The following is a 22828-nucleotide window of genomic DNA, read 5'->3' on the forward strand; positions in this document are numbered from 1 at the left end:
TTCCCTATAAATTTTAAGTTTTTTACCCAATTCAACCGTTCAGTAATTTCTTTAAACGCATTTTTCCATTACACTATTCCCTATAACTTTTGTGCTTTTACTTTCGATGTGAGATCGAAGCGAAAGCTGTCTGCATGCCTTTGAAAATTCGCGTGGCCTATAATTGCAATGAACCAAACTGTCCATAATTCTATGGAAGATGCTCCACACATTCGTGTTTTGGATGAGTGGCAAGAAGCTATTCCAGAAGATTTGTACATTCCACCCGCTGCATTTGAAATTCTATTAGAGCATTTCGAAGGACCACTCGACTTTCTGATTTACCTGATTCAAAAAAATGGCTTCGACTTATTACAAGTCGATATTGCCCCGATTGCATCCCAATATTTGTCCTATATGGATACAATGAAATCTCTAGATATTGAATTAACCGCAGACTATATGGTGATGGCAGCCCTATTGGCCGATTTAAAATCGCGTCTATTATTGCCAAAACCTAAATCGACCGCAGCACATGAACAAGATCCTAAACAAGAATTGATTGACCGTTTAGAAACCTATTTGCGCATCAAACAAGCTGCGGAAAGATTAGGTCAAATGTCGGTATTGGATCGAGATACTTTCGATACCAATGTCAGTTTAGGAACTATTGTCGAAACCAATGATGGCTATGACATTCAATTACTTCGTGATGCCATACTCTGTGTTTTTAATCGACCAGAACCAGTTACCCACCAAATTTTGCAAGAGCCTGTCTTACTCGAAGAACGTATTGCTTATATTGAAACTAAGCTTGAGTCAGGTGAAGTATTAGACTTTGCGGACTTACTCAAACCAAGCCAAGGCCGCATGGGTGTTGTCGTGACATTTATGGCCGTATTGGAACTGACACGCCAACAAAAAGTTCAAATTGTCGCATCAGGTGTAGAAGCACCGCTTGCAATTCAGGGAGCACGTGCATGAACACTGAACTTAAACAAATGACTGCGGTGACTTCAGAAGATAATCTGCATGAAATTTTGATGCAGCTTGAAGCCATTATTTTTGCCAGTGAAGCGGCAGTGAGTATTGCCCGTTTAAAAGAGGCTTTCCAAGACCGTTTCAGTAAAACTGAATTACGCCAATATTTGCAGCAACTTTCAATGCTGCAACACGGCAGATCAATTGAACTTGTTGAAACCGCTCAAGGTTTCCGTTTTCAAGTACGTGCAAAATATCGTAATATTATTGCACAGACCTGGCCTGAACGACCAACTCGTTTATCGCCATCCTTGCTCGAAACTCTTTCTGTCATTGCTTACCATCAACCGGTAACCCGCGCAGATATTGAGCAAATCCGTGGGGTGACCAACAATAGTCAAATTTTACGTACGTTATTTGACTGGAACTGGATTAAAGAATCTGGTTTTCGTGAACTCCCAGGACGACCCGCGTTGTTAGTTACAACGCCTCAATTTTTAAATGCTTTTGGTCTAACCTCTTTGGGCCAATTGCCTCCCCTGCAGGATGCCAAGGAAGCTTTTATGGCCCTCGATGCGAATGCACCGAAGTCATAAATAGGTGAACTGTTGATGATAATTTCTAAGGTTATGCTGTCATGAGTGAAAAATTGCAAAAGGTGCTCGCACGCGTTGGTTTGGGTTCTCGCCGTTATATGGAAGAAGTCATTGCCGCTGGTCGTGTGAGCGTAAATGGGCAAGTTGCCCAAGTGGGTGAACGTATTGAACCGGGTGATGAGCTTCGCATCGATGGTCGTAAAGTTCAGTTCCAAATTGAAGACGAAATTCGTCGCCGTGTGTTGATTTACTATAAACCAGAAGGCGAAATTTGTTCACGCAATGACCCTGAAAACCGTCCAACGGTATTTGAACAATTACCTCAAATTACCGGTGATCGCTGGGTAATGGTAGGTCGTCTAGATATCAACTCTACAGGTCTATTGCTGTTCACAAATGATGGTGAACTGGCGAACCGTTTAATGCACCCTTCTAGCGAAATCGAACGTGAATATGCCGTTCGTGTCATGGGTGAAGTCACTCCTCAGTTAAAAAACAACATGTTACAAGGCGTTGTTTTAGATGATGGCCCTGCAAAATTTGAGTCATTCTCTGAAATTGGTGGTGACGGTATTAACCGTTGGTATCAAGTGGTCGTAAAAGAAGGTCGTAACCGCGAAGTTCGTCGTATTTTCGAATCTCAAGGCTTAAAAGTGAGCCGTCTTTTACGTACACGTTATGGTTCAGTAATTCTGCCACGCGAACTACGTACTGGTCGCTGGATCGAGCTAGATAAACAAGATATCGACAACTTAACCAAGTCCGTTGAGCTTAAACCACGTCAAGGTACTGGCCTGTTTGGTATGGCGAAACGTCGTACTGAACGTATGCAAGATAAACCAATGGCAGCACGTCGTGGTGGTTACTTACGCCAACAACGTCGTGACAGTGACGAAAACCAGCCACAACAAAGCAATGGTTATCAAGACAACCGTGGCGAACGTCGTACTGGTCGTACTGAAGGTGTTTTCCAAGGCAATGGATTTAACCGTTCAGAGCGTCGCAACGAAGGGTTCAACAATAACCGTAATGATCGCAACAGTGAAAACTTCGGTAACCGTGAACGTCGTAACGACAATTTTGGCAATCGTGAGCGTCGTAATGACTCTGTGCCAAGTCGCGCATTTAGCGGAAACAACAAAGGCTTTAAGAAATTTTAATTTCTTAAGTATAAAAAAACCGCTCATTTGAGCGGTTTTTTTTATGATTACTAAGCAAATTGTTCAGTGGTTTGTGGAATCGCACTCAGCAAACGCTTGGTATATTCATGCTGCGGCGATCTATACAACTCATCCGAGTTTGCAATTTCAACGATATCACCATGGTTCATCACCATGATTTGGTCAGAAATATATTTCACTACAGATAAATCATGTGAAATAAAGATATAGCTCAAACCAAACTCATCTTGTAAGTCTTGCAATAAATTCAGAACTTGGGCTTGAACCGAAACATCTAATGCAGAGACAGACTCATCACAGATCAAAATTTCTGGCTTTAAGGTCAAGCATCGTGCAATGGCAATACGTTGACGCTGACCACCAGAAAACTCATGTGGATAGCGATAAAATGCTTGTGCAGGCAAACTGACACGTTCAAGTAAATCAAACGCCATTTGCTCTCGTTCTGCATCATCCTTCCCAATCTGATGCACTTGCATCGGCTCCATCAGAATTTGACCCACAGTAAAACGTGGATTAAGTGAAGCATATGGGTTTTGGAAAATGATCTGTATTTTGCGCTGATATTGGGTAAATTCTTTTTCGCTCATCGCCAAAATATCATGACCTTCAAACAGCGCCTGACCACCTGTCGCTTCCTGTAGACGCATCAGTAAAAGGCCGATTGTGGTTTTACCTGAGCCAGACTCTCCAACCAACCCGAGCGTTTTACCTTTCGCCAGTTGAAACGAGACACCTTTGACCGCCTGATATTCATCCTTACCAAATAAACCCTTGCGGCTATAAAAAGATTTTTTCAGGTCTTTGACATCTAAAATAATCTGTTCGTTACCCGTAAGACCACGCGTTCGTTGTCTACGGGTTTCCTCAGATAAATGCACATCCTCAATCAGCTCATCACCATTTTGACGCATAAAATCACTGATCATTGGCAATTTATAAGGACGCTCAGACATCTGAGGACGGCACTTGAGCAAAGCGCGTGTGTAAATATCTTTAGGATGATCCAGCACTTCATTGACCAAGCCTTGTTCACGGATTTCTCCATGACGCATGACAATCACCTGATCGGCAATTTCACTTACCAATGCTAAATCATGTGTAATGAACAGCATCGACATCTCACGTTTCTTTTGCAAGGCTTCGAGTAAATCTAAAATTTGCTTTTGAATCGTCACATCAAGTGCTGTGGTTGGCTCATCTGCAATCAATAACTTCGGCTCACATGCAATTGCCATAGCAATCATGACCCGCTGTTGTTGGCCACCTGACATTTGGCTAGGATAGGCATCAATTTTCGTTTCAGGAGAAGGAATACCCACTTCCTTCAATAATTCCAAAGTCCGTGCTCTTGCCTGCTTACGTCCCATACCTAGATGAAGTCGTAATACTTCTGCAATTTGATCACCCACCGTAAAGACAGGATTGAGTGACGACATCGGTTCCTGAAAAATCATCGCAATATCTTTACCGCAGATATTGCGCATTTCTCTTGGTGACAGACTCAGTAAATCCCGCCCTTCAAAAACTATTTTACTGCTCGTATCTATACGGCTTTGATCACGTGGCAACAGCCCCATGGTTGCCAACGAGGTCACCGACTTGCCACTGCCAGATTCTCCCACAAGCGCCACAGTTGTATTGGCAGGAATGTCAAAAGATATTCCTTTGACCGTTTCGATATAACTTTTATCTTCAGCTTTAAAGCTCACTTTCAGGTTTTGAACACTGAGGAGCGTTGGTTTAACAGTTTGATTTTGTTCCGTCATCCTTTACTCCTCCTTATTTCAATTTTGGATCTAATGCATCACGCAATGCATCAGTAAACATTGAAAATGCCGTAACCAAAACCGCCATCGCTACAGATGCTGCGATAAGTTGCCACCATTTACCTAAAATCAATTCACTTTGTGCTTCATTAAGCATACTTCCCCATGACACAACCCCAACAGGAACACCAAATCCCAAGAAGCTCAAAATCACTTCTGACTTAATAAAGGCCACCACTAAAATCGAGATTTGCACCAATGCAATATGACTGACGTTCGGAAAGATATGCACAAAGATGCGTCGGAAATGACTCACCCCTATCGCTTTGGCAGCGAGTACATATTCACGCGAAGTATGTTTCATATACTCTGCGCGAATCAGACGATACACCCCCGTCCATCCAGTAAGCCCTAGAATGAGGACAATCGATAAGATCCCCTTTTGCTGTAGTACAGCAGCAATCGCAAGAACCAAGAGCAAATACGGAATCGAGGTAAAAATGTTATAGAACCAGTTTAAAATATCATCAACCCAACCACCAAAGTAGCCAGAAATTGCCCCTAAAATTGTCCCAATCACGACAGCAAGTAATGCAGCTACCACGCCAACAATAATAGATGTTTCAGCACCCTTAATGGTTTTTTGCAGGACATCCTGCCCCCATTTATCCGCACCAAACGGTAAAGTTTGTTTTAGCTCGCTTTGTTGATCTAACAAATGACCACCCAATTGCTGATCAATCGCCTTCATATCTTCTGCTAATGGATCGACAACGCCATAGTAGTCAATTGCATTGGCACCACCTTGCTCAGTCGCAATCTCTGCATTCAGTTCAGCAATTACATCCTTTAAAGGATCAACAGGATTTTCAGGCAATGCCATATCTTCTGCTGATGCTTTGGTTTTGGCTGTTTCATTGAGTTCCGCCCCAATAAAACTTGGAGGTGCATAACTAACTGCCACTTCTTTATTCCAATTGGATGCAACCACGCCTGTCATCGACAATAGCAACACCACGAAATAGCACAGTACAACGAACAACGACACCATCGCTAATTTATCGGCCTTTAGGCGTCGCATCGCCAACTTCCACAAGCCAGTCGATGCAGGTGTTGATGCCGTTGCTTTGGTCTTATTGAATATTCCTAGCATAGGCCACCTACTTCAACTGAACGCGAGGATCGACAAGTTTATAAATCAAATCCGCGATTAAGTTAAAAATCATTGTAGCCGCTGCAACGTAGACTGTAATCGCCTTAATGACAGGGAAGTCACTGCGTTCAACAGCAATAATGACTTCACGACCAATACCCGGAATACCAAAGAATCGTTCAATCAGGAAAGCGCCTATCAGCAGTGCCGGTAGACTCGACATGACATCGGTAATAATTGGAATTGAGGCGTTACGCAGTACATGTACACCTAAAATACGGCTTTCACCCACACCTTTTGCGCGCGCAGTTCGAACATAGTCTTGATTGACTTCATCCAATACAAAACTGCGGTATAAGCGCAAAGTTGGCGCAATACTCACCACCAACATAATTAATATAGGCAGTAAACCGTATTTAAATAAGTTTTCGCTAAAGTGATCACTCCAGCCTTGAACCGGAAACCAACTCAACTGATATGTAAATACGTATTGGAAAACAATAATGTAAACCAAAATACTGATCGACATACCAATCGTACAAAGCATCATAATCATACGATCGGTTAATGTGCCACGAACTGAAGCCACAGCAAGTGCCAAACCAATTGAAATGATCGTTTGCAAAATAGTTAAAGGAATTAAAATCGTCAGTGACGGTCCTAGACGGGTCAAAATAATATCTGACACCGACTCACCTGTACTCCAACTCATTCCATAATCAAAAGTTAAAATCTGCTTAATGAAAATCCACAATTGTACATAATAGGGTTGATCAACCCCCAACTGTTGACGGATGTTTTCAATTTGCTCTGGGTTCGACATTTTGCCTGCTAGAATATATGCAGGGTCCCCACCTACCCAGTTAAATAAGAAGAATATGAGCAGAACAACCCCCAACATCGTTGGGATCATCTGCCATATACGCCGTATGATATATGCCAGCATAAAGTTGTCCTTACTTCACTCGTTGTCCAGTAATTTCATCAAAGAAAGCTTTGTTATCAGGTTTACGACCTAAGAAATCATGCACCAATTTTTCTGCTTCATATTGACCACCTTGCGACAAGATCGTTTTGCGGTAGCGTTGTCCCACTTCAGGGTTATTTAGGTTATCTCCGAAAGCAGACAACATATCGAGTGCCATCACTTCAGACCACATATAGCCATAATAGCCAACTTGATAACCGCCCATGATATGGTTGAATTGTCCTGGGAATTCAGTACTTGGGACATAGCCTAAAGCTGTCTCGCCTTCCATTTTCTTCCAAACATCTAAAGGTTTAACACTCAAAGCATCTGATGAGTGAAGTGCCATATCATATTTTGCATACAAGGCTTGACGTGCATAATGTAAACCACGTCCATAGCTATGAACTGCTTTTAATTTATTAATCAGGGCATCATCTACAGGTGGACACGCTGGATTACAGTAATTTGCAAGCGTAGATAAAGTTTCTTTACGACGTGCCCACTCTTCATACATTTGTGAAGGCGCTTCTACAAAGTCGCGCTCTACTGAAGTCCCCGATTGAGATGCATAGCGTGTATTGGACAAAATACCGTGTAAAGCATGACCAAACTCATGAACAAAGGTTTCAAGTTCATCACTATTTAAACCTTTACGGTTAAAGTTGGTCACTAAAGCAGAAATCGGTTTACGCTTAGTCAAGGTACTACCACCTTTTACGCCCCAAACAGCTGCATGACCGTACTTCCCTTCACGTGGGTATTTATCGATATATAAACCACCAAGCAGCTCACCGGTCTTTTTATCTTTTACATCATAATATTCAACTTCTGACTGCCAAACATCAACTTTCGCAGGCTTAAATTCAATGCCATAAAGGTCAGATGAAATGGCAAAAATCCATTCTTGAGATGCTTGGGTTGGGAAATAGTCACGCAATTTTTCTTGATCGATTTGATACTTTTCTTTGCGAAGTTTTTCACTCCAATAACTCTCACTCCAGCGATTGATTTCAGCTTTTTCGAGTGGAATTTTCAGGCTTTTCGCTTTGAACTCACGTAAAGTCTCAACTTCTTTTTTCTCTAAAGGTGCCACCGTTTGATGAACATCGGCTAAGAACTTATTCACTGTTTCAGGGTCTTTTGCCATACGGTGTTGCAACACCCATTCGGCATAGCTTTTTTTGCCAAAGAGCTGCGCAATTTCATAACGTAAATCCATTGCTTGCTTTAACAATACTAAGTTTTTCTCAGTACCACGACGCGTGAATGCAGTTTGGTAACGCTTACGCGCATCATCACTTTCTGCTAGTTCCATAAATGGACGGTATTCTGGGTATTCAAAACCGAGCAAATAATTGCCCTTTTCATTTTTCTTTAAGCCCGAAATATAGCTGTCTGGCAAGCCTTTCAACTCCGCCGGTGTAAACTCCAGTTTTTCTTTATTATCTCGTACATTACGCGCATATTCTTGTTCAATTTTTGCCAATTCATCAAAGATAGCTTTCAAACGTGCACGTTTTTCAGGTGTAAATTGCACCCCTGTATTTTCAAAACCATCCAAGATGTCTTGACGCATTTTTTTATCAATTTCGTCATTGGTTTTGAGTTTTTTAATTTGCTCATAAAGTTTTGGATTTTGATAAACCGAAGTTTGAAACTCCATAATTTTAATTTCACAATCTTCCGCAGCCTTACGTAAAGCCTCATCAGGATCGACGTTGCTATATAGTCCGATTGGTCCATAAAAATCTTCAAATTTGGCAAAAATTTGATCCCACTCCGCCAAAACAGGTGCTGCTTTTGCATTATTTTTTATCTTTTTTTGCTCAAATGCCGCTAAATCTGTTTTCACTTGCTGAATTTTGGCATCACACAGCGCAGGTATTTCTTTGGCTTGGAACTTTGGCAAAGTACTCCGTATTGAATCTTCGGCTTGAACGAATTGGCTAGCGCCGATCATCAACATACTGAGGGTGGTGAGTTTCAAAGCTTTATTTTTCATAATTTCTCCAGTTTTGTTCCATTTTATTTTTTCGGGTCAATATCGATGTACATCCATTCTGTTGCCAAAATTGGATGCTTTTTATAACCAATCACGCGTGGTTGCGACAACACACTACGGTAACGTGCATAATTAATTTGGACAGGCATATACACTTCTAATATGCGTGACATTTTCCGATAGACTGCATCCCGCTCTGGTCCCGGTTTCATACGCTGTGTTTGTTCATATAAACGGTCGTATTCAGGTATTTTTGAACAGCCGTTGTTGGTGACATTGATATTTTTGCCATAGAACAATTGCATAAAATTGTCTGCATCTGGATAGTCTGCGATCCATGCAGATGCTTTAAACATGGTTTTACACTGTTTTTCGGCTTTTAAAGCTTCTGCAAATGGCATCGACTTTGTTGTCATTTTTATTTTGATGCTATCTAAAGTTTTCTTCCAAAATTCGCCCGACTGCTGACTACGGCTACTATTGCCCGCTATCGTCATTTCAATCGTTAGCGGTTTACCATTCGGTTGAGTACGCCAACCATCTGCGCCGACTTTATAGTTATAACGATCGAGCAATAAATTTGCCGCTTTGACCGAATATGGAATACTCGACTTATAATTCGGGTCATAGCCGACAACACCGAGTGGAATTGGGCTTTGTAATTTTTGCGCATCACCATTCATCAAAATTTTGATTTGATTATCTGCTGAATAAGCCATCGCCATTGCACGACGTAATGCAATTTTTTCTTTACTAAAACCACCAACCACAGGGTTTTGCATATTCCAATAGTGATAGTCGATAGAGGGGTCAGAAATGCGCGACATTTGGATGCCTTTTTTAGCCAACTCAGGCTTTAGCTCTCCATCTTTTAAGGCTTGTACCGACAAATCTCCATCGAGCACCAACAAATCAGCTTCATTTTTTGCAAAGGTCAACCAACGTGATTGTGATTCTTCCATCACCTGAATATCAATCACACCAATTTGTGGCATTTTTTTGCCTTGCATGGCTTTTACGATCTTTTCATCTTTGGCATCTGATGCCTTGAAGTCCCAGACAAAACCACGATAGTTGGGATTGGCCTTTAAAATAATTCGTGAGCCAGGTGTCCAGCGCGTCAAAATATATGGCCCTGTACCCACCGGTTTACCCATCACAAAACCCGCTTTGTCTCGATATTTTTCGACCACTTCACGTGCCATAGCCGATGCAGGTTGATGAGCCAATAACATTGGAAAGTTTTGATCTGGAGAATTTAAACGAATGACAAGGGTATAACGATCAGGAGTTTGTATGCCTTCAATTGGTGCATCATAGTCAAACTTACCTGTTTTTTTCGCCTTATCTAAAACCTTCTCCATGCCTAAAATGCGGCCATCGAGTAGCCAACTGTTTGGTGAGCGAAGTTGTGGATCGACTAAACGTCTAAAGGTATATGCATAATCAGCCGAGGTTAACTCTCTTTTCTTGCCCTTAAACACAGGATCATCAGCAAAATAAATGCCTTTTTGCAGGCGAATGGTATAAGTCAAACCATCAGCACTGATTTCTGGCATCGCAGCCGCCGTTTTAGGAACCAACTTTGCTGGTGATGCTAAATAGTCATAGGTATATAAGGTTTCAAAGATTGAGGTATTCACATGTGCAGAATACAGATCATGTACGCCAACTGGGTCAAAACCTGTTTCTGCGACAGGGAAAATATGACGTAAAACTTTATTTGGATCTGCTGGATTCTTTGCCATTGCTAATGTCGGCATCGCACTGAATAGCACTCCCCCCATCAAACACGCTGTAGCAAATTTGGTTAGCGTAAAATTCGAATTTCGCTTCATTGTAATCCTGACTCAATTATTTTTTACTAGGCTGAATATCGAGATATTGCCAACTGGTGTTCATCATTGGATGTGTTTTATACCCCTGAATTTCAGGGTGAATTAACCAATTACGAATCCGTGTAGAATGGATAATCCAAGGGTTATCCGCTTCAATTTGACGGTTCATTTTTTCATAAAAAGGTTCACGATCTTTAGGTTTCAACACAATTGCTTGTTTATATAAAGCGTCATAAGCTTTAGATTGATAACAACTTAAATTCCCTTGTCCTGAATTTGGCCCATATAGTAATTGAGCAAAGTTCTCCCCTTCAGGATAATCTGCAATCCACGCTCCTGACCACATCATATATTTACATTGCATTGCTTCTTTTAAATTATCAGCAAAGTTACTGACCTTAAACTGTACCCGTATCCCAATGGCATCGAGATTTTTTTTCCACAACTCAGATTGAATCACTGATTTAGAGCTATTTTCAGTATTTATTTTTAAGGTCAACGCTTTACCATCGGGCAAGGTTCGATAACCATCAGCACCTTTCTTATACCCAAATCGATCCAGTAATTTATTGGCCAGCAATGGGTTATATCCCAAACTGCTGCGATATTTTGGATTAAAGCCACTCACACCTTCTGGCAAAAACATTTCAGCCTTTACGGCCTGCCCTTGATATAACTGTTTAATCGCTTCAGCTTGATTGTATGACATGCTGATAGCACGGCGTAACGCAATCTTTTCAAGGCTTTGACCACCGACAAGCGGGTCTTGCATATTGAACATGCTGTAGGTGATTTCAGCATCTTTATTTGGATAATGCTTAATGCCGAGCTTTTGCATATCAGGCTTAAGTTTATTTTGCGAATCTAAGGCTTGCGGTACTGCATTTGAGGTCAATTTATCAAAATTCAGCTGCCCTGTTTTAAATGCTAACCACCGTGACTGTTCTTCTTCAATAATACTGACGGAAACTTTGCCGATTTGCGGCATTTTCTTCCCGTTCATTTCTTTAACTAACTGATTGTCCCAAGCTGTGCCTGTCGATTTAAAATTCCAGACAAAACCACGATAATTCGGGTTTGCAACCAGTTCGATCTTGCTACGTGGCACATATTTACTGAGCTGATACGGTCCCGTTCCCACAGGATGCTGTGCAATTTTATTGCCATAAAATTCAACAACTTCTTTTGAAATTGCACCAAACGTAACATAGGCCAAAATATATTGAAAATTATAGTCAGGGCGCGTCAAAGTAATTTGCAAAGTATAAGGATCTATCGCTTTTAGGCCGGCAATAGCCGCATTGTAATTAAATTTTCCTGACTTCTTTGCATCCGCAACGACCGCATCCCCTCCTAAGATTTTGCCATCAATAAATGAATAGGTCGGAGAACGGTTAGCTGGATCTAAAATTCGTTGAATCGCGTAAATGTAATCTTGCGCAACTAGCTCGCGTTTTTTTCCCTTAAAGGCTGGATCATCTGAAAAATGGATGCCTCTTTTGATTTTGAAGGTATAGACTTTTCCTTCTTGTTCAATCTTTGGCATCGCTTCAATGGTATTTGGAACAAGAACAACAGGACGTGCTAGATAGTCATATTTCAATAAGGGTTCAAAAATGGCTTCCGCAATATTGCCACTATAATAATTATAGGTTTTGACCATATCAAAACCATCATCAGGTGCTTCAAATGCAATATTTAAAACTTTATTCGATTGTGCAGAAGCTTGAACCTCGGCCATCATCCCTGTTGAAATTAATAATGCAAGGAGCGCTATTTTAAATTTTCTAGTTTCCAAACCTTTTCCTTTCTGATGATTTTTTAATAATACAAAGCCGCAAGCAGACTTTAAATAAAGCCACCCTCACTAAAATAAAACAATCTAGTTTAAATTGAGTTTTAAACGTAGAACTTAATACAGCAATTAATATAAAGCGAAATTCATGCCACCACTCCTTGGTTGAAAGTTATCTGAATTAAATATCCTTTTAAATTCATTTTTTAAGATAAATTTATACTAATAGCGACTTTCCGAGTAAAGCTCGTTTTTATCAAAAATTCAACTCTTGGATGTGTACTCATCCATGCACATTCTGCACAAATATAATACATTCCTGATTCATAATGGATCATGTTCAGATGAAATGACAGACAACAGACAACTAAGCCACTGAATTTATGGTTTTTATTTTTTATTTATTTCTCTTATTAGCCTTATAAATCAAACACATAAATATGAATTAAATCACACTTTTTATGGTTTAATTTGCACCTAATCATGTTTTTAAATTTTTTTTTGATCAAATGTTAAATTCCCAACAAACCCCAATCAAAAGGATAATTTTAAAAAATATACTTACCGTTCATCTTAAATTTCTCCAATTTAAAATCAATAATGTAGATATTTATCAGTATTTTATATTTGAAAATAAAATTTAAATATAAATATGGCACTTGAATTGCTTAAAAAGAATCAAGCAATATCGCTAACTACAACAAAAAGGAATACTTTTACTATGAAAGAGAAAAAAAATGCTAAATCTGTGGGGGGCACACCATTTAGCAAAACAATACTTAAATTAAGTACTCTTAGTTTAAGTATGCTGTGTTTATCTTTAGCGCATGCAGCAGATAATACGGACGAAGAAGAGAAAGCTCAGCCAAAAGTAGCTAAAGTGACCGTAACAGGCTCTTCAATTAAAGGGGTAGCAGCACAGAGTGCATCACCAATTACGGTGATTAAAGCTGAAGAATTAATTAAACAGGGTGTTACCACTGTGGAAGAAGCGATGAATAAAGTCAGTGCTAACCAGGCTGGCTTTGTGACTTCCCAGAATATTGGTAAAAGTAATACCTCTGGTTCTTCAGCAAATTTACGTGGTATTGGTACCGATAAAACACTTGTCCTTTTAAATGGTCGCCGTCTGGCAAATAGTCCATTCAGTACTTCAGAAGTCAATTTGAATATCATTCCATTGGCAATGGTAGACCGCGTCGAAGTCCTACGTGATGGTGCATCTGCCGTTTATGGTGCAGATGCAATCGCAGGTGTAATCAACTTTATCACTAAAAAACAATATACAGGCGCTGGTATTAGCGGAGGTATATTTGCACCTGAAGAAGCTGGAGGCGATAAAAAGGACGTCTCTATTTTTGGTGGTTATGGCGATTTAGATGAACAAGGTTTTAATGTCTATGGTGTTATCGATTATCGTAAAACCGACCCAATCTGGGCTAAAGATCGTAAAGTCAGTAAACGTGGCGGTTTAATTCCTGAACTCGGTATGGCAATTGGATCGACAGCTGGATTCCCTGCAAATATCGGTGATTCAGGCGTTGGTATTGTTAACCCGTATATCAACGATAACTGTAATAATGCACCAAATACATTTGTCTCTGGTACACGCTGTTTACTTAATACCCAAGCATTGATTGGTATTATTCCGGAAGAAGAAACACTATCTGCTCTTGGTAAAGCTACAATTAAAATCAATGACAATATCAATGCTGTTGCTGAATACATCTATACAAAAAGCGAAGTCACCACTTCTATTGCTCCAGATGTTTGGGGTGGTAGCCTAACTATTCCGAATACAAGTAAATACTACCCTGGCAATGGCATAACTCCAGGTATAACTGGTTTAAAAGATGATGAAGCTGCCCTTTATCTTCGTTCTCAAGCTGGTAATCGTGTATCACACACCATTAATGAATCGAATCGTGTCTTTGCCGGAATTGAAGGTGAAGCTTTAGGCTGGGATGTGAATGCTGGGGTGACATATGCCAAAGGTGAATCAAGTGACAGCTTCAAGAGCGGCTATCTCAACATGGAGAAAGTACAAGATGCGCTGAATGATGGAACACTTAATCCATTTGGTGCGCAAGCACCTGAAGATGCAGGGAAATGGTCGACTTTTGATGTTAGAGGTAAAACAAACGTCGCGAGTTTAGAATCAACTTCTGTTGACTTCACAATTAGCCGACCAATTTTCGAACTACCTGCGGGTGAAGTTGGTTTTGCATTCGGTGGTAGTTTCACTAAGCAAGATTGGGAGGCTAAAGTAAACTCACCGATTGTCGCTTTAGTTCCTGGTAGTGGTATAGACCCTGATAAACCAATCAGTAAAGGTGATCGAGAAAATACAGCATTCTTTACAGAATTCCACATTCCGATTTTACCAACCTTAGAAGCTCAACTTGCAGCGCGTTATGATGATTTCAGTGATTTCGGCGATACATTCAACCCGAAAGTTTCATTACGTTGGGAACCGACAAAGCAATTGATGTTCCGTTCGTCATATAGCACTGGTTTCCGTGCCCCAAGCCTTTGGGAAATCAACGCTCCACAAAGCGAAACATACACTAGCGCCAGCTTCGACAATCCAAGATTTTGTGATGCTGAGGGCAAGCCAAATGATGTTAACTACGCCGACCAATGTGGTATGCAATTCAAACGCAAGCAAGGTGGTAACCCAGATCTTCAACCTGAAGAATCAACATCATATACAGCTGGTTTCGTCTTTGAACCAATCAAAAACTTAGTCTTTACTGCTGATTACTACAATATTGAAATTGAAGATCTTGTTGGTTCAATTACACCTGACATGATTTTCGACAATCTTAGTCAATACGGTAACTTAATTGTATATGCACCAGATGGCCGAATTCAGTATTTAAATACAACACTGCAAAACATGGGTGGTTTAAAAACTTCTGGTGTTGATTTAAGTCTAAATTATCAAACTCCAAATACACCTACAGGACGTTGGGGCTTCGGTATTGATGGTACTTATGTCATCAAAATGGATTACCAAACTGAAAAAGGCGGTGAATGGGAAGGCTTAGTCGGTGTTTATGATGACCCTGCAGTTGTCCGCTGGAAACATACGGCCAACCTAAATTGGGCATATGAAAACTGGGGATTGCGTTTCGAACAACAATTCACCCGCGGTTATGAAGACGCATCTGAAACTCGTGATGTTGCTGACTATACCTTGTATAACGTTGCAGGTACTTACAAAGGCTTTAAAAATCTAGAGCTTACAGCAGGTATCAAAAATATGTTTGATGCCGAGCCAGCTGCATCTGACGCAAAAAACAATGCACAGTATGGTTATGACCCTCGCTACAGCGATCCAACAGGACGTACTTACTTTGTACGTGGTACATATAAATTCTTCTAAAACATAACTTTGCTAACACGGTTACTCGTCTAACCGTGTTAGTAGCGTTAATTTATTTAATTAGTCAAACATAAAAAATGCAAAAAACACTTATATCTCAAGTGCCAATTTCACTATTGATTGTTTGTCTCACATTTCAGGAGTAGTAATGGGCAAAAGCTTTTCCGAATTAGAAAATAATTCCGGCAAACGCCTGATCGGAATTGGGGCAGTCATTCTTCTGCATCTCATTGTACTCTACGGATTAATTACTGGCCTGTCCAAAAAAGGTGAGAAAACTGTAGAAGAACCTGTTGAATTAATCATTATTCAAGATAAAAAACCTGAGCCAGAAAAACCGAAACCAATTGAAAAACCACCTGAATTACCAAAACTCGTTAAGGAAGTGCTCAAAACACCAGACCCTCAACCTGAACAAAAGGTTGTTGAAAAAGCTGCACCAACACAAACAGTGAAAGCCGTTTCAACACCTACGCCTACAGCCTCTCCATCTCCTAGCCCTGTTGCAGCACCTGCACCAATCGCTGCGGCAGCACCCGCTCCTGCCCCTGCTCCAAAACCAGCTGGGGAAACACGTGGTGCATCTGAGGGTAGCGTTGGATGTAAAGAACCAGATTACCCTCGTGAAGCTGCAATGGCAGAAGAAGTAGGAACTGTCCGCATCTCTGTATTGGTTGGGCCTGACGGCAGTGCGAAACAAGTGAAGGTCAAAAAATCGAGTGGTACTAAATCTCTAGATAAGGCTGCTAGCAAAGCATTCAGCTTATGTACATTTAAGCCTGCACTCAAAAATGGTGAGCCAGTTGAAGATTGGTTTGATATTGAATACGAATTTAAACTTGATTAATGAATCTACAAAAATTTGGAGAATATGAATGAATAAAATGATGAAATCAGCACGTATTTTTGCATCAGCAACTGTATTAGCAACAACTACATTACTCCCGCTTCAATCTGTATTTGCTGAAGAATCTGCAACACCGCCAAGTATGGTTAAAGTCGAAATCAGTGAAGATAAAATTCAAAATACCGATGATGGAACACACACGCCACCACCAAAACCAGCAGCAACCCAAGAAGTCCACAACCCGTATGGCTTAGAAGCACTATGGCGTGAAGGTGACATCGTTGCTAAATCGACACTCTTTATCTTGGTCCTGATGTCGATTGGAACTTGGTACATCATGGTCACTAAATTTATTCAACAAGCTAAAATTAAGCGCCAAGGCAAAGAAGCTGAAGCTAAATTTTGGGATGCAGCTTCAATTGATAGCGCTGCAGAAACCTTAGACGAATCGAGTGCATACCGCTTTATTGCAGAAAAAGGCATTAATTCAACCAAAAAACACGGCGGTAATCTGCTGGAACGTATTGACTTCAACACATGGGTAACTATTTCAATCCAGCGTGCTATCGATAAAATTCAAAGCCATTTAAGTGGTGGATTAGCTTTCCTCGCTACTGTAGGTTCGACTGCACCATTTGTGGGTTTATTCGGTACAGTTTGGGGTATTTACCATGCTTTAACGGCAATTGGTATTTCAGGTCAAGCATCTATTGATAAAGTTGCAGGCCCAGTCGGTGAAGCCCTAATTATGACGGCAATTGGTTTGGCTGTAGCAGTACCTGCGGTTCTTGGCTATAACTGGTTAACACGTCGTAATAAAGCAGTTCTAGATAATGTTCGTACCTTTGGTTCAGATCTACACACCGTACTTTTAAGCGGTGAGATCAAAAACAATAATAACGACACAAAATAAGAGAGGCATCAGCCATGGGAATGATGGTCAATTCAGATGGTGACGAAGATGATGTAATTTCAGCCATTAACACAACACCTTTGGTTGATATTATGTTGGTGCTGCTCATTATTTTCTTAATTACAGTACCTGTTGCAATCCATACAGTTCCGGTGAAGTTGCCTGAGGAAAAGAATACGCCTTATGAAACTAAACCGATCAATATTCAGATTGCTGTCAATAAAAATGGCGATATCTTCTGGAATGAAAAATACATTGCAGATAAAGATACGCTGATCAGTCGACTACAAGCGGAAGCTAAAAAGCGTCCGCAACCTGAAGTTCATATCCGTGGCGATCAGGTGACAAAATATGAAGCGATTGATGAAGTCATTAGTGCAACACAAGCAGCAGGAATTGGCAAAATTGCTTTTGTCACCACCCCTGTTGCCGCACCATAATCGGATGAGGGACAAGGTATGGGAATGAATGTCGGTTCCGATAAAGACGATGATGTTATGTTGGACGTCAACATGACGCCATTGATCGATGTGATGTTGGTTTTGCTCATTATGTTTATTATCACAATTCCAATTCCAAATAACTCGATCAATATTGATTTGCCAAACGGTACGCCACCGCCAACCAATGAAAAGCCGCCTGAGCCGGTCACTTTACGGATTGATGCGCAAGGTAAATTATTTTGGAATGGTCAACCCGTTGCCAATAAGCAAGCTTTAGAAACACTTTTTGCTGGTGTTGCACAACAAGCAGATCAAGATACGATCAAAGTGCAACCTGACAAAATGACAGAATATAAAGATGTCGCTATGGTGATGGCAGCAGCACAACGTTTGAATGTCAAAAAAATTGGGGTCTCAGCAAATCAATAATTGCTCCCCAACAAAAAAAGCCAACTGATCACCTCAGTTGGCTTTTTTAATTCTTCACAGAAATCTATACAGTTAGTGACTCAGAAAGAAACTCTTAGTATTTATTAAGTATTTTTCTGCTTCCAAAATTCATATAGCTCATGATCACAATTTGGCTTTAACTGACTAAAACTCAACCCTTGCTGTTCATGAGGTTCATGTCTTAATTTTTCGGCAATCTCTGCTGTAGATAAGCCATAGGCTTCTGCATCAGCATTTGAATAGGCATACACAATTTTTTCAACTCCAACCATTCGCAGAGCTGCCAAACACATTGGACACGGTTGTCCGCTCGCATAAACGACACAGTCCTTCAAAGACGTCGTATTTAAATTTTGTGCGGCTTGTCTTAATGCATTTAACTCGGCATGAGATGTCGGATCGCCTGAGATTAATATTTCATTCACCCCTGTACTCACCACAGCACCATGCTTAACGATCACAGCACCAAATGGTCGCCCACCTTGCTCAATATTTTCTTTCGCAAGTTGAATCGCAAGTTCTATAAACGCATGATCCGTCATAATTACACCCAATCATTGTCAATATATAGAGTTAGCCCATTATGCCAATACAGGAACATCAATCCATAACGCCTCTGGAAAGAGTTTGGCTAAATATGCTTTTAAATATTCAGCAGTATCTTTAGAAATCAATGCATCTTGCGATTCATCATTTAAATTATAAGCCAGTGCATAAAGCGCCAAGCCACGACTTTTTAGTGCTTCCAAACTTAAAATCGTATGGTTAATGCTGCCCAAACGCCCCGAAGTCACCAAAATAACGGGATATTGCTTCTCTACAACATAGTCGATGGTTAAAAGGTCCGTAGTCAATGGCACCATCAACCCTCCCGCACCTTCGAGTAAAACGTTGTCATATTTTTCAGTTAAACGTTTTGTCGCGTATTCAATTTTAGCAAAATCAATGTCACGTCCATCGAGTTTGGTGGCGAGATGTGGCGACGCAGGATAACTAAATATTTCAGGCATCGTAAGTTTGGTTTCATCTTCGACCAACAACCCTGTACCCATAATTTGACGATGTTGTTCTATATCCTCAGAAATATCGACATTGCCTGTTTGGATCAACTTTTGCGTGATCGTTCGCGCCCCTTGTTCATTCCATATTTTAGCCAAATAGCCCGTGGTATATGTTTTACCGATGCCTGTATCGATCCCACTAATGAAATAAACTTGCCCTGTCATGGCATTCTCCGTGCAATACAAAAAATCGGATGATAGGTCAGTGTATAACGCATCTGCCCAGATTCATCACGCAAAGAAAACTGTTGATATGCTGAATAAAAATCAAAGAGCGATTGTTTCGTCCAACGAAAATGTGAGGCTGTCGCAGTCACACCTGTCGCTTTTAAATGCTGCAAAACCTGCTTTGGATGATCAAAATATAATGCCGCTGTCTGCTCTGAAAGATGCAGAATTTCAAAACCATTTTGACTTAATATAGCTTGAAGCATGTCGATATCGAGGTAGTCCAAACCCTGCCCAGTCAAAGCTTTTATTTCCTGTAAATTCTGCTGTCCAAAGGTCGAAAAACAAAAATATGCCTCTGGATTTAAACTTTGAAAGGCTTTTTCGACAATGCCCGCAAAGTTCCCTACCCATTGCAAAGCCGAACTCGATGCGATCAAGTCGATATGCTGTGGAAATTCAAGTTGTTCGATATCTCCAAGTCTGTACTGAATCTGTGGACTTGACGGAAAATGCTGTTGAATTTCTGCATATAGATCATTTAAAACCATACGATTGATTTGCATATTTTCCAGCATTAAATGGCTTAAATTCCCCGAGCCACATCCAATTTCAAAAAGCGTTTCCACAGGATGATTTTGCAACTTTGGATAATACTGCTGCATCAACTCAAATAAATGTTGAGCAATCTCTTTTTGTGCTACGGCATGTTCAGCATAGCTGTGCCCTGCCTGAGCAAAGCGTAACGCCACTTGGGATTTATCAATCTCAAAATTATTCACAAGTCACTCACAACAATTGAGTCAACTGATCAAGATCTGTTTGTGCAATCTGAGCAGTGAGTGAAATGCGTAAGCGCGAACTATGCTGCGGCACAGTGGGTGGACGTACAGGCATGATATAAAAACCTGCCGCTTGCAAAGCTTGAGCCTTAGCAACAGTTTTATTCGACTCGCCAATAATGACGGGCACAATATGTGATGTAGATGGACAATCAAAACCTTGGGATTGCACCGCTTGTTGCAAATTTTGACTGATTTGCTGTAAATGGTGACGCTCTGCTTTTAAATTTAAAACGTTCTTGAAAATAAAATCTGTCCACACCATACAGATCGGGGGCTGTGCAGTACTAAAAATCAACGGTCGCATCGAGTTAATCAAATAGTCACGAATAATCGAATGACAAATGAGATACCCCCCTATTGAAGCCAGTGCTTTACCAAATGTACCGACTAAAAGATCAATATCATCCATCACCTGATATTGCTCAGCACAGCCTAAACCACGCTCACCGCGCACACCGATTGCATGCGCCTCATCGACATACAACATCACTTTGGAAAATTGTTTTTTGATCCGTACCAATTCAGCCAAATCAGTTTCATCACCATCCATACTGAAAATCGATTCAGTCACCACAATGATCCGCTCAAAAGCCTCATCTTCATGGTATTTACATAAAAGCTGAAATAGATGCGCCAAATCATTATGGCGATAACGTACATATTTCGCACTCGATAATCGGATGCCATCAATCATACTGGCATGAATCAGCTTATCCGCCAATATCAAGGTTTTACTGTCTGCCAGTGCAGGTAAAATCCCGATATTCATGTGATAGCCGCTGTTAAATAACAGTGCTGATCGGCCATGAAAGGCATCACTTAATGTTGATTCAAGTTGCTCATATTCTGGAAAATTCCCCGTCAGCAACCGCGAAGAGGATGAACTCATCCAACGCTGTGCGTTCGGGGTTTCATCAAAAAATTGTTCACGTAGATGTTGGTTTGAAGCCAAACCTAAATAGTCATTTGACGCTAAATTCAACATGTTGTGATCGTGAATACTAATGTAACGATCGTGCTGATGATTTGAAGTGAACTGACGTAAGTTGCCTTGCTGTTTTAGTTGATCAAGCTGATCTGAAAAATGGTTGAGCAGATTCATGCTGGCTGCTCCATGTTTTTCACCACCTCAACCATTTGTTCTAGCAAAATTTTTAATTCATGCTCAGAAATAATATATGGCGGCATCACATAAACTAGCTTACCGAATGGACGAATCCAAATGCCACGACGGACAAACTCCTGTTGTAGCATTTTCATATCTACATTGAAGGTCAATTCCACCACACCAATAGCACCAAGTATTCGCACATCTTTGACATGTTCAAGCGATGAAAGTGCTAGTAAATGAAACTTCAATTGAGTTTCGATACGTCGAATATTGGCTTGCCAATCTTGAGAAAGCAGCAGTTCGGTACTTTTTACAGCCACAGCGCAAGCCAAAGGATTTGCCATAAAGGTTGGGCCATGCATAAACACGCCGGCTTCGCCTTGGCTAATCGTATTTGCGACTTTCTGCGTAGTCAGGGTTGCAGACAAGGTCATATAACCGCCTGTCAGCCCTTTACCAATACACATAATATCTGGCTCGACTGCAGCCCATTCCCAAGCAAAGAGTTTTCCTGTTCGCCCAAAGCCAGTCGCAATCTCATCAAAGATCAGCAAGATATTGTATTGCTTGCAGAGTAATTTAGCTTGACGCAAATATTCAGGATGATAGAAACGCATACCTCCTGCGCCTTGTACAATCGGCTCAAGAATCAATCCCGCAATATTTTCATGCTGTTCAATCAGAGTCTTTTCTAGTTCAGCAATATCCGCTGAATTCCACGCTTGGTCAAAGCCAATTTGCGGCGCAGGAACAAAAATTCGATTTGGCAAACTTGGGCCAAAAATTTGATGCATCCCTGTCACGGGATCACACACAGACATCGCATTCCAAGTGTCGCCATGATAGCCAGAACGTGGAGTGACAAAATTGGTTTTATTCGGTTGATGCAAAGACGCCCAATACTGCACTGCCATTTTCAAGGCTACTTCGACAGCAACCGAACCTGAATCGGCAAAGAAGATTTTATCTAAACTGGGCGGGGTGATTTTTAACAGTAATTTAGCCAGTTGAATCGCGGGATCATGTGTCAATCCACCAAACATGATATGAGACATCTGTTGCAGTTGATCGGTCACAGCTTGATTTAGCTCAGGATGGTTATAACCATGAATCGCACACCACCATGAAGACATACCATCAATCAATTGACGACCATCTTCAAGCTCAATCATCACCCCTTGCGCACGTTTCACTTTAAACGTTGGAAGGGGCTGAGTCATCGATGTATAGGGATGCCAAATATGCTGCTGATCAAATTGTAGATCGGTTAAATTGGCCATCCCTCACTCCATGTATCAGGCTAAAACATCAATGTGGCAAGATGTTAAACCCACGGCA

At 40.8% G+C, this 22828-nt stretch carries 19 protein-coding genes; 8 read left to right on the forward strand and 11 right to left on the reverse strand.

Annotation, left to right across the window (positions count from 1 at the left end):
* Nucleotides 1–168 precede the first annotated feature (168 nt).
* Genes FTT77_RS04220 through rluB form a run of 3 tightly spaced genes read left to right on the forward strand, consistent with a single transcriptional unit; the run spans nt 169 to nt 2716 of the window.
* Nucleotides 169–963, forward strand: a complete 795-nt coding sequence (locus FTT77_RS04220; protein WP_180108968.1) for a ScpA family protein — start codon at nt 169–171, stop codon at nt 961–963.
* A complete protein-coding gene (gene scpB, locus FTT77_RS04225; protein WP_168379583.1) occupies nt 960–1556 on the forward strand; it encodes an SMC-Scp complex subunit ScpB in 597 nt (198 codons plus the stop codon). The genes FTT77_RS04220 and scpB overlap by 4 nt, the downstream gene beginning before the upstream one ends.
* Before the next feature lie 41 nt (nt 1557–1597).
* On the forward strand, nt 1598–2716 hold the full coding sequence (gene rluB / locus FTT77_RS04230) for a 23S rRNA pseudouridine(2605) synthase RluB (protein WP_180005438.1): 1119 nt from the start codon (nt 1598–1600) through the stop codon (nt 2714–2716).
* A gap of 50 nt (nt 2717–2766) precedes the next feature.
* Here the strand turns inward: rluB and FTT77_RS04235 are convergent, their stop codons facing one another.
* The 6 genes from FTT77_RS04235 to FTT77_RS04260 form a co-directional block, all read right to left on the reverse strand.
* Nucleotides 2767–4506, reverse strand: coding sequence for an ABC transporter ATP-binding protein (locus tag FTT77_RS04235; protein WP_180026725.1), 1740 nt, complete (start codon nt 4504–4506; stop codon nt 2767–2769).
* A gap of 13 nt (nt 4507–4519) precedes the next feature.
* Nucleotides 4520–5659 (reverse strand): ABC transporter permease, encoded by a 1140-nt coding sequence (locus tag FTT77_RS04240; protein ID WP_078190066.1) that lies wholly within the window; start codon nt 5657–5659, stop codon nt 4520–4522.
* A gap of 7 nt (nt 5660–5666) precedes the next feature.
* Nucleotides 5667–6605, reverse strand: coding sequence for an ABC transporter permease (locus FTT77_RS04245; protein WP_180108969.1), 939 nt, complete (start codon nt 6603–6605; stop codon nt 5667–5669).
* A 10-nt stretch (nt 6606–6615) separates the two neighbouring features.
* Nucleotides 6616–8631 carry a M3 family metallopeptidase gene (locus tag FTT77_RS04250; RefSeq protein WP_078190068.1) on the reverse strand — a complete coding sequence of 672 codons (2016 nt, stop codon included), beginning with the start codon at nt 8629–8631 and terminating at the stop codon, nt 6616–6618.
* Between the two features lie 23 nt (nt 8632–8654).
* Entirely contained in the window at nt 8655–10418 is a 1764-nt protein-coding gene (locus tag FTT77_RS04255; RefSeq protein ID WP_373686319.1) for an ABC transporter substrate-binding protein, read from the reverse strand.
* A gap of 67 nt (nt 10419–10485) precedes the next feature.
* The gene (locus FTT77_RS04260; RefSeq protein WP_180050335.1) at nt 10486–12213 is read right to left on the reverse strand and encodes an ABC transporter substrate-binding protein; all 1728 of its coding nucleotides are present in this window, start codon (nt 12211–12213) and stop codon (nt 10486–10488) included.
* Between the two features lie 772 nt (nt 12214–12985).
* On the opposite strand from FTT77_RS04260, the gene FTT77_RS04265 reads away from it, so the two are divergent.
* The 5 genes from FTT77_RS04265 (at nt 12986) to FTT77_RS04285 (ending at nt 18284) form a co-directional block, all read left to right on the forward strand.
* Nucleotides 12986–15652, forward strand: coding sequence for a TonB-dependent receptor (locus FTT77_RS04265; RefSeq protein ID WP_168379578.1), 2667 nt, complete (start codon nt 12986–12988; stop codon nt 15650–15652).
* Nucleotides 15653–15800: 148 nt separating this feature from the next.
* On the forward strand, nt 15801–16499 hold the full coding sequence (locus tag FTT77_RS04270) for an energy transducer TonB (protein ID WP_180026721.1): 699 nt from the start codon (nt 15801–15803) through the stop codon (nt 16497–16499).
* Between the two features lie 37 nt (nt 16500–16536).
* The gene (locus FTT77_RS04275) at nt 16537–17412 is read left to right on the forward strand and encodes a MotA/TolQ/ExbB proton channel family protein (protein ID WP_373686699.1); all 876 of its coding nucleotides are present in this window, start codon (nt 16537–16539) and stop codon (nt 17410–17412) included.
* Nucleotides 17413–17426: 14 nt separating this feature from the next.
* A complete protein-coding gene (locus FTT77_RS04280) occupies nt 17427–17852 on the forward strand; it encodes a biopolymer transporter ExbD (protein ID WP_078190074.1) in 426 nt (141 codons plus the stop codon).
* An 18-nt stretch (nt 17853–17870) separates the two neighbouring features.
* A complete protein-coding gene (locus FTT77_RS04285; protein ID WP_078190075.1) occupies nt 17871–18284 on the forward strand; it encodes a biopolymer transporter ExbD in 414 nt (137 codons plus the stop codon).
* A 104-nt stretch (nt 18285–18388) separates the two neighbouring features.
* On the opposite strand, the gene FTT77_RS04290 is transcribed toward FTT77_RS04285, so the two are convergent.
* The 5 genes from FTT77_RS04290 to bioA are packed head-to-tail and all read right to left on the reverse strand — an operon-like array spanning nt 18389 to nt 22770.
* The gene (locus FTT77_RS04290) at nt 18389–18847 is read right to left on the reverse strand and encodes a nucleoside deaminase (protein ID WP_180008179.1); all 459 of its coding nucleotides are present in this window, start codon (nt 18845–18847) and stop codon (nt 18389–18391) included.
* A 39-nt stretch (nt 18848–18886) separates the two neighbouring features.
* Nucleotides 18887–19531, reverse strand: a complete 645-nt coding sequence (gene bioD / locus FTT77_RS04295; protein WP_180026719.1) for a dethiobiotin synthase — start codon at nt 19529–19531, stop codon at nt 18887–18889.
* The gene (bioC, locus tag FTT77_RS04300; RefSeq protein WP_180026718.1) at nt 19528–20316 is read right to left on the reverse strand and encodes a malonyl-ACP O-methyltransferase BioC; all 789 of its coding nucleotides are present in this window, start codon (nt 20314–20316) and stop codon (nt 19528–19530) included. The genes bioD and bioC overlap by 4 nt, the downstream gene beginning before the upstream one ends.
* A 7-nt stretch (nt 20317–20323) precedes the next feature.
* Entirely contained in the window at nt 20324–21481 is a 1158-nt protein-coding gene (locus FTT77_RS04305) for an 8-amino-7-oxononanoate synthase (protein WP_180026717.1), read from the reverse strand.
* On the reverse strand, nt 21478–22770 hold the full coding sequence (gene bioA / locus FTT77_RS04310) for an adenosylmethionine--8-amino-7-oxononanoate transaminase (protein ID WP_180026716.1): 1293 nt from the start codon (nt 22768–22770) through the stop codon (nt 21478–21480). The genes FTT77_RS04305 and bioA overlap by 4 nt, the downstream gene beginning before the upstream one ends.
* Nucleotides 22771–22828: the final 58 nt, after the last annotated feature.

Origin of the sequence: Acinetobacter sp. YH01010 (assembly GCF_013420775.1) — a bacterium.
Classification (GTDB): domain Bacteria; phylum Pseudomonadota; class Gammaproteobacteria; order Pseudomonadales; family Moraxellaceae; genus Acinetobacter; species Acinetobacter amyesii.

Bases quoted from the DNA above. Each gene is read 5' to 3' on its own strand.
- FTT77_RS04220 (WP_180108968.1), top strand. From the start codon at position 169: ATGAACCAAACTGTCCATAATTCTATGGAAGATGCTCCACACATTCGT.
- scpB (WP_168379583.1), top strand. From the start codon at position 960: ATGAACACTGAACTTAAACAAATGACTGCGGTGACTTCAGAAGATAAT.
- rluB (WP_180005438.1), top strand. From the start codon at position 1,598: ATGAGTGAAAAATTGCAAAAGGTGCTCGCACGCGTTGGTTTGGGTTCT.
- FTT77_RS04235 (WP_180026725.1), bottom strand. From the start codon at position 4,506: ATGACGGAACAAAATCAAACTGTTAAACCAACGCTCCTCAGTGTTCAA.
- FTT77_RS04240 (WP_078190066.1), bottom strand. From the start codon at position 5,659: ATGCTAGGAATATTCAATAAGACCAAAGCAACGGCATCAACACCTGCA.
- FTT77_RS04245 (WP_180108969.1), bottom strand. From the start codon at position 6,605: ATGCTGGCATATATCATACGGCGTATATGGCAGATGATCCCAACGATG.
- FTT77_RS04250 (WP_078190068.1), bottom strand. From the start codon at position 8,631: ATGAAAAATAAAGCTTTGAAACTCACCACCCTCAGTATGTTGATGATC.
- FTT77_RS04255 (WP_373686319.1), bottom strand. From the start codon at position 10,418: ATGGGGGGAGTGCTATTCAGTGCGATGCCGACATTAGCAATGGCAAAG.
- FTT77_RS04260 (WP_180050335.1), bottom strand. From the start codon at position 12,213: ATGATGGCCGAGGTTCAAGCTTCTGCACAATCGAATAAAGTTTTAAAT.
- FTT77_RS04265 (WP_168379578.1), top strand. From the start codon at position 12,986: ATGAAAGAGAAAAAAAATGCTAAATCTGTGGGGGGCACACCATTTAGC.
- FTT77_RS04270 (WP_180026721.1), top strand. From the start codon at position 15,801: ATGGGCAAAAGCTTTTCCGAATTAGAAAATAATTCCGGCAAACGCCTG.
- FTT77_RS04275 (WP_373686699.1), top strand. From the start codon at position 16,537: ATGATGAAATCAGCACGTATTTTTGCATCAGCAACTGTATTAGCAACA.
- FTT77_RS04280 (WP_078190074.1), top strand. From the start codon at position 17,427: ATGGGAATGATGGTCAATTCAGATGGTGACGAAGATGATGTAATTTCA.
- FTT77_RS04285 (WP_078190075.1), top strand. From the start codon at position 17,871: ATGGGAATGAATGTCGGTTCCGATAAAGACGATGATGTTATGTTGGAC.
- FTT77_RS04290 (WP_180008179.1), bottom strand. From the start codon at position 18,847: ATGACGGATCATGCGTTTATAGAACTTGCGATTCAACTTGCGAAAGAA.
- bioD (WP_180026719.1), bottom strand. From the start codon at position 19,531: ATGACAGGGCAAGTTTATTTCATTAGTGGGATCGATACAGGCATCGGT.
- FTT77_RS04305 (WP_180026717.1), bottom strand. From the start codon at position 21,481: ATGAATCTGCTCAACCATTTTTCAGATCAGCTTGATCAACTAAAACAG.
- bioA (WP_180026716.1), bottom strand. From the start codon at position 22,770: ATGGCCAATTTAACCGATCTACAATTTGATCAGCAGCATATTTGGCAT.